Here is a 6,804-nt window from a genome sequence, read left to right as displayed (position 1 = left end):
GATTTCGTCCCCGCCATGAAAGAGTTTGGCCTGGCTGATTAAGCGCCTGCTCTAAATTCCCGCGTTTCCCCGCCGATAACCTGTATTCGAACCGACGACTCGCGTTTCATTCCCTCGAGCGCGCGTCGTGACGGTTATCGGAACCATGAAATCACTCTTTTCGCGCCGTCTGCTGGTCAACATCGCGGTCGTCCTCGTGGCGATGGGCGCGAACGCGTTCGTCGCGTACGAGCAGATCGGGCTGCAAGGCGATGCCGATGTCCGCACCCGCCGCTCGCTCAGCCTGATGCGCGACCTCGATGTGTATCGAAGCGCGCTTGGCGACAGTCTTCCCGAAATCGGCCGGTATGAAGCGACCGGCGTGCTCAAACCCGCCGATGTCCGGGCGGATATCGAATCGCATATCGACGCGCTGGAAAGCGGCCTGCGCGCGCAGTTCGCATTCGAGCCCGGCATGCAAAACGCCTTCGACGGCCTCGCGGAAAGCGCGCGCATCGCCAAGCGCGACGCGCATTCGGCGTTCGAACGCGCTGCCGCCGACGCACCCGGCGCCGAACGCGACTGGGCGCGCGCCGCGTTCGTGCGCCTGAGCGAAGACCAGGAAGCGCTCGATGTCGAGCTGACGCAACTGCGCGCGAAGGAAGCCGATTCGCTCGCCGCGACCTTGAACGATTCCGCACGTGCGTCGAGCCGCGCGGTGTTCCTGCTGATCGTGTCGATGCTCGCGGGCGCCGCCGCGCTCATGTACACCTTCGCGAGCCACGAGCGTTCGTCGCGCGACAAGCTGCGCATCGCGCGGGCCATGCAGCGCAGCAACGAGCGTTTCCGCGATCTCTTCGACGCGCATCCGGTGCCCATGTGGATCGTCGAGGCCGACACGTACCGTTTCGTCGCGGTCAATCCGGCGGCGCTCTCGCATTACGGCTACAACGAACTCGAATTCCTCACGATGACCGTGCGCGATCTGCACGCCGGCGACGACTTCCAGAACTTCGCCGCGCTGCTGGCGCGCAGCGCCGGCGATCATCCGGGAAGCCAGCATTCGGCGGGCGTGTGGCGTCACAAGCGCCATGATGGCGTCGAGGTCAGCGCCGACATCTCATCGCATGCGCTGACGTATTCGGGGCAGCCAGGCATCTTCATGCTGGCCAACGACGTCACCGACCGGATCAACGCGGAGACCGAAGCGCGGCGCTCGAAGCAGATGCTGGAATCGCTTATCGACAACATCCCGCAGCGCATTTTCTGGAAGGATCTCGATTCGCGCTATCTTGGCTGCAACTCCGCGTTTGCCCGCGATGCCGGGCTCGCCAGCAAGGAACAGGTCGTCGGCATGACCGATTGCGCGTTGCCGTGGGCCGCGTCCGGCAAACTGCTTCGCGCCGAGGACAATCTGGTTATCGCGACCGGGCAGCCGGTCATGAATCAGGAACGGGATTTTTTTGTCGGCGGCGAGTTGCGGACGTCGTTGACGAGCAAGCTGCCGTTACTCGACGGGGCGGGACGGATCATCGGCGTGCTGGGTTCCTACGACGACATTACCGGCCGCAAGCGCTCTGAACTCGCGCTGCGCCTGCAAAGCCGGGCACTCGACGCGTGCGTGAACGCCGTGCTGATCACTTCGACGACTGCCAAGGGCAACGTGATCGAATATGCGAATCCGGCGTTCAAGCGCATCACGGGTTACGACCCGTCGGATATCGTTGGCCGGGATTGCCGTTTCCTGCAGCGCGAGGATCTCGAACAGGAAGGGCTCAACGCGATCCGCGCGGGTCTCGCCGCAAACCGCGAAGTAAGCGCGGTACTGCGCAATTATCGAAAAGATGGCGTGCTGTTCTGGAATCAGCTTCTGGTCGCGCCCGTACCCGATGCAAACGGGCAAACGACGCATCACGTGGGCGTGATCAACGACGTCACCGAAGTCATCCGATACCAGGAACAGCTCGAATACCAGGCCAACTACGACGCTCTTACGCGCCTGCCCAACCGCAATTTGCTGCGCGACCGGCTGCAGGACGCAATCGAGCGCGCGCGTGCCGGCGACACGACGCTCGCGGTGGTTTTCGTCGATCTCGATGGCTTCAAGAACGTCAATGACAGCCTCGGGCACAGCATGGGTGATCGTCTGCTGTCCGTGGTCGCCGAACGGCTTGCGCGGTGCGGCCGTACGGGCGACACCATTGCGCGTCACGGCGGCGACGAGTTCGTCGCGGTGCTGCCCGACATTGCGTGCGAGAGCGCGCTGATCAGATGGATGGAGCGCGTGCGCAGCGCGATTTCAGACCCGGTATGGCTCGACGGAACGGAACTGTACGTGGGCTGCAGCATGGGCGCTAGCCTCTTCCCGCAAGACGGCGCGGACGCCGAGACCGTGCTCAAGAAAGCGGATCTGGCGATGTATCGCGCGAAGGACATGGGGCGCAACACCTACCAGTTCTATCAGCCTGAAATGAACGCGAACGTGGGCGCGCGAATGAACGTCGAACTGCGTTTGCGGCGTGCGTTGCGCGATGGCGAATTCCTGCTGCACTACCAGCCTCAAGTCGATCTCAAGACCGGCGATGTCGTCGGCATGGAGGCCCTTGTCCGCTGGATGGACCCGGAGTTCGGGCTGGTATCGCCGAATTCGTTCATTCCCATCGCGGAAGAATGCGGGCTTATCGGGCCATTGGCCGAGTGGGTATTGCGCGAAGCGTGCCGGCAAAACAAGGCGTGGCAGGAGGAAGGCTTGCCGTTCGTGCGGATGTCGGTGAATTTGTCGGCGCGGCAGTTCCAGCAGCGCGACATCCGGGAACTGGTGACGTCGGTGTTGACCGAGACGGGGCTCGAGCCAAAGTTCCTGGAGCTGGAGCTGACCGAAAGCGCAATCATGCACAACGCTGATGAAGCGGTGACCACTTTGTCCGATCTGGCGGCGCTCGGTGTTGGGATCGCCATCGACGACTTCGGCACCGGGTATTCAAGTCTCGCTTATCTCAAGCGTTTCCCGGTGCACCGGCTGAAGATCGACCGCTCGTTCGTTGCGGATATCGGCACGCCGAGTGGCAACGAGACCATCACGTCGGCGATCATCGCGCTCGCGCATTCGCTCGAATTGCAGGTGATCGCAGAGGGCGTGGAAACGTCGGCGCAGCTCGACTTCCTGATTGCCCGCGACTGCGACGAAATGCAGGGCTTTTTCTTCTCGGCGCCGCTGCCGGCCGAGGATATCCCCGGGCTCTTGCTCAACAGCCACAAGTGGACCGCCGCGCGCAACGGAACGCCCGGCAGCGTGGGTCAGTCGAGGGCCGGCAAGGCGCGCGGACGCCGGTCGCTGTCGGTCGCCACATAAGTCAGCGTCGCTTCGGTCACCTTGACGACGTCTTGCGCGAGGCTCATGCGCTGCGCGTAGACCTCGACGGAAACAGTCACCGAGGTATTCCCCGTCTTCACGATATCCGTATAAAAGCTCAGCAGGTCGCCCACGAAGACGGGCTGCTTGAATACGAATGAATTGACGGAGATGGTCGCCACGCGCCCGTTCGCGCGCCGGCTCGCCGGGATCGATCCTGCTATGTCCACCTGCGCCATGATCCAGCCGCCGAAGACATCGCCGTGGACGTTGGCATCGGACGGTTGCGGCACTACGCGCAGTGCGACCGGCTTGTTCGGGAGTTGCAAAGAATCGGTCACGAGCTTGAGTTCCATGAGAAAGGTGGCGCTTTCGCGTTCCGGCTGTGAAGCGCGCCGTTGCGCCTTCTGCGACAATGCAGGATTAAACGATGTTGCCCCGCGCATGAGCGATCTTGGCTCGTTTAGCGGACTTTTAGCAGCGAGTGCTACGCCCGCTTTACCAGCCGGCCGCGCGGGGTAATCATCGAATTGTACGGGAAAGCCCGCATTCTGAGACGGGCGCCCGCCCCCGATACATCCTGTGTCCAGCGTCGTTTCAGTATGCGGCGCGGACCTCTGCAGACCTCGAATCCATGCGCCGCAATTCGCCTTCCGAACCTGTTCCCCTTGCCAAAGGTCCGCGCAACGACTGGCAGACCATTCGCTCGCTGCTGCCGTACCTGACCACGTACAAATGGCGCGTGGCGTTTGCACTCACGTGCCTGATCGGCGCGAAGGTGGCGAACCTGGGCGTGCCGATCGTGATGAAGAAGGTCATCGACAGCCTCAGTTCCATCCAGCATCTGACCGCGCTCGGACGCGCGCAGGATTCGGCTGCGATCATCCTGATCAGCGGCGTGGGATTGCTCGTGGTGGCATATGCAATTGTGCGTCTGTCGACGTCGCTTTTCACCGAATTGCGCGAGATCCTGTTTGCGAAGGTCACCGAAAGCGCCGTGCGGCAGCTTGCGCTGAAGGTATTCCGGCACCTGCATTCGTTGTCGCTGCGGTTTCATCTCGAACGGCAGACCGGCGGCATGTCGCGCGATATTGAACGCGGCACGCGCGGCATTCAGCAACTCGTTTCTTATTCGCTTTACAGCATCCTGCCGACGCTCGTTGAAGTCGGCCTCGTGCTCGGCTTTTTTGTGACGAAGTACGAAGCGTATTACGCCGTCGTCACGCTGATTGCGCTCGCCACGTACGTGGTCTTCACGATCAAGCTCACCGAATGGCGCACGCATTTTCGCCGCACCATGAACGAGCTCGATTCAAGGGCGAATTCACGCGCTATTGATTCGTTGTTGAACTACGAAACCGTGAAGTACTTCGGCAACGAGGAATGGGAAGCGCAGCGTTACGACGAAAATCTGCTTCGATACCGCGCGGCGGCGATCCGCTCGCAACGGTCCTTGTCGGTGCTCAACTTCGGACAGCAGTTCATTATCGGCACGGGACTCGTGTTCATCTTGTGGCGCGCAACGCAAGGCGTGATTGCAGGACGCCTCACGCTCGGCGATCTCGTGCTGATCAACACGTTCATGCTGCAGCTTTATATTCCGCTGAATTTCCTCGGCGTGGTGTATCGCGAACTCAAGCAGAGTCTCACGGACATGGACCGCATGTTCACGCTGCTTGGCGCCGGGCGGGAAGTGCCCGACGCGCCCGACGCGCTGCCGCTTGCCGTCAACGGTGCGCAAGTGCGCTTCGAAAACGTGAGCTTTTCCTACGAGAGTTCGCGGAAGATCCTGCATGACGTGGACTTCACCATTCCCGCAGGGACCACGACTGCGGTGGTCGGCCACAGCGGTTCGGGCAAGTCGACGCTTGGCCGATTGCTCTTTCGTTTCTATGATCTGGAGCGCGAGCAAGGCGGACGGATTCTGCTCGATGGCCAGGACATTCGCGACGTCACGCAGGATTCACTGCGCGCGGCGATTGGGATCGTGCCGCAGGATACGGTGCTGTTTAACGATTCGATCTACTACAACATTGCGTATGGCCGGCCATCGGCTTCGCGCGATGAAGTGATCGCGGCGGCGCGCGCAGCGCATATTCATGATTTCATCGAAAGCTTGCCGGCCGGGTACGAAACGCCGGTCGGTGAGCGCGGGCTGAAATTGTCGGGTGGCGAGAAGCAGCGCGTGGCGATTGCGCGGGCGCTGTTGAAGAACCCGCCGCTCCTCATCTTCGACGAAGCCACGTCCGCACTCGATTCGAAATCCGAACGCGCAATCCAGCATGAACTCGACCTGATCGCACGGGAACGTACGACGCTGATCATCGCGCACCGGTTGTCGACGGTCGTGCATGCGCAGCAGATCATCGTGATGGATCACGGACGCATTGTGGAGCGCGGGACGCACGCGGAGCTGGTGCGCGCCGGAGGCCTGTTTGCGCAGATGTGGGCGTTGCAGCAGCAGAAGGCGGCGGAGCCGGCGGACTCCATAGAAGCGGTGCGGGCATGAAAAAAGCGTCGATGCCGGCGAAAGGCATCGACGCTTCTTGGTCTGGGCTGCTTGACGTTATTCCGTGGCGTGCACCAGCGTGCCGGAACCGCCCGGCCCAACGCCGACCATTTCCGGCGATGCCCACGTAAGCCACTGCGTACGCAGCGCCAGCAGGAAGCCGAACGCGAACACGGCCAGCACGCCGAACGTCGCGAAGCCCATTTGATAGCTTCCGGTACTTTCCCTTGCCATCCCCATGATCACGGGCAGATAGAACCCGCCAATCCCGCCCGCAGCGCCAACAATTCCGGATAACAATCCCGTTTTGCCTTTCCACCTTTGCGGCACGAGCTGGAACGTCGAGCCATTGCCAAGCCCGAAGCACAGATAAAGGCAAACCAGCAACGCTATACCGCCCGCCACCGGCGGCATCCAGATAGCAAAAGCGAAATCAGCCGCCGCGATCACAGCAAGCAAGACGAGCAGCGCACGCACGCCCGTGACGCGATCGGCAAGATACCCGCCAAACGGCCGCACAATAGCGCCGAGCGCTGCGAGCATCGCCATGAAGAGGCCGGCTTCGATCTTCGGCATTTGATAAAGATTGGTCAGCAGCAACGTCACATACGAAGACATGCCGACAAACCCGCCGAACGTGATGCTGTAGATCAGCATGACGACCCACGTATCGCGCTCGCCAAGCACCGCGCGATAATGTTTCGGCAACACGGCAATGGCGAGCAACGCGCCCAGCCCCGGCAACAACAGGACGCCCGTGCGTCCCCCGCCGAACACACCGCCATACACCGCCAGCACCAGGGCGATCAAACCGGCTAACGTGATGCCGAAACTGACCATCGCGCGCGATGTGCTACCGCTTTTCACCCCGCTATCCGATGCCCACGCAAACAACGCAATTGCCGTGATGGCGAGCAGGGGCAATGCGGCGGCGGTCGCCATCTTCCAGCCGAAGGCATCGGCG

At 61.9% G+C, this 6,804-nt stretch carries 4 protein-coding genes; 2 read left to right on the top strand and 2 right to left on the bottom strand.

Translation table 11 applies throughout. The features are described 5' to 3' along the window. The first annotated feature begins 145 nt into the window (after nucleotides 1–145). A complete protein-coding gene (locus ACFFAR_RS20335) occupies nucleotides 146–3,331 on the top strand; it encodes an EAL domain-containing protein (RefSeq protein ID WP_174364408.1) in 3,186 nt (1,061 codons plus the stop codon). Here the strand turns inward: ACFFAR_RS20335 and ACFFAR_RS20330 are convergent. Further along, nucleotides 3,277–3,687, bottom strand: a complete 411-nt coding sequence (locus ACFFAR_RS20330; protein ID WP_172811905.1) for an acyl-CoA thioesterase — start codon at nucleotides 3,685–3,687, stop codon at nucleotides 3,277–3,279. The genes ACFFAR_RS20335 and ACFFAR_RS20330 overlap by 55 nt on opposite strands. A 278-nt stretch (nucleotides 3,688–3,965) precedes the next feature. Between ACFFAR_RS20330 and ACFFAR_RS20325 the strand changes: the two genes are divergently transcribed. Then, a complete protein-coding gene (locus tag ACFFAR_RS20325) occupies nucleotides 3,966–5,840 on the top strand; it encodes an ABCB family ABC transporter ATP-binding protein/permease (protein ID WP_375508353.1) in 1,875 nt (624 codons plus the stop codon). Nucleotides 5,841–5,897: 57 nt separating this feature from the next. Here the strand turns inward: ACFFAR_RS20325 and ACFFAR_RS20320 are convergent. Further along, a partial coding sequence (locus tag ACFFAR_RS20320; protein ID WP_375508352.1) for a nitrate/nitrite transporter occupies nucleotides 5,898–6,804 on the bottom strand: 907 nt, incomplete at its 5' end.

The sequence above is a fragment of the uncultured Caballeronia sp. genome (genome assembly GCF_964243625.1).
In the GTDB taxonomy this organism is placed as follows: Bacteria; Pseudomonadota; Gammaproteobacteria; order Burkholderiales; family Burkholderiaceae; genus Caballeronia.
The sequence above is the reverse complement of the archived record's forward strand: the minus strand, read 5'-3'. Positions and strand labels throughout refer to the sequence as shown.

Coding starts and splice junctions, on each gene's coding strand:
- ACFFAR_RS20335 (WP_174364408.1), top strand. CDS start 146: ATGAAATCACTCTTTTCGCGCCGTCTGCTGGTCAACATCGCGGTCGTC.
- ACFFAR_RS20330 (WP_172811905.1), bottom strand. CDS start 3,687: ATGGAACTCAAGCTCGTGACCGATTCTTTGCAACTCCCGAACAAGCCG.
- ACFFAR_RS20325 (WP_375508353.1), top strand. CDS start 3,966: ATGCGCCGCAATTCGCCTTCCGAACCTGTTCCCCTTGCCAAAGGTCCG.